The organism is Pseudoalteromonas sp. GW168-MNA-CIBAN-0100 (assembly GCF_040309225.1).
GTDB lineage: Bacteria > Pseudomonadota > Gammaproteobacteria > Enterobacterales > Alteromonadaceae > Pseudoalteromonas > Pseudoalteromonas arctica.
The window spans coordinates 1-295 of sequence record NZ_JBEOOL010000402.1 but is presented as its reverse complement, the minus strand read 5'-3'; the positions used below and the strand labels follow the sequence as shown (position 1 = coordinate 295).

Annotated in this window: 1 protein-coding gene; it reads right to left on the bottom strand. The window is 40.3% G+C overall.

From position 1 onward, the window contains the following. Nucleotides 1–295 (bottom strand): AFG1/ZapE family ATPase (zapE, locus tag AAEY62_RS21675; RefSeq protein ID WP_350636458.1); only part of this gene is annotated, 295 nt, incomplete at both ends.

Sequence of the window (295 nt, the reverse complement as noted above, 5' to 3'; positions counted from 1 at the left end):
CAATCAGATACTTTACGGGTTTTAATCATGCGCCCTTCAATTTCAATGGCGGTATTAGATTTACCCTGTTCGTGTGATAACTTATCAAAGTATTCAAATAGATTTTTATCGGCTTGCTCATCGAGTGGGCTGTGAAATATCTCTGCCTGCTCTAAAGTTCTTAATCTGTAATCTATGCCCGAATCGACATTTACTATTTCTGTATTTGCATTAACAAGCGCAATCGCGGGCAAAAAGCGCGCGCGCTGTAAGCCATTTCGATACAACTCATCGGGAATAATATTCGACGTAGCAA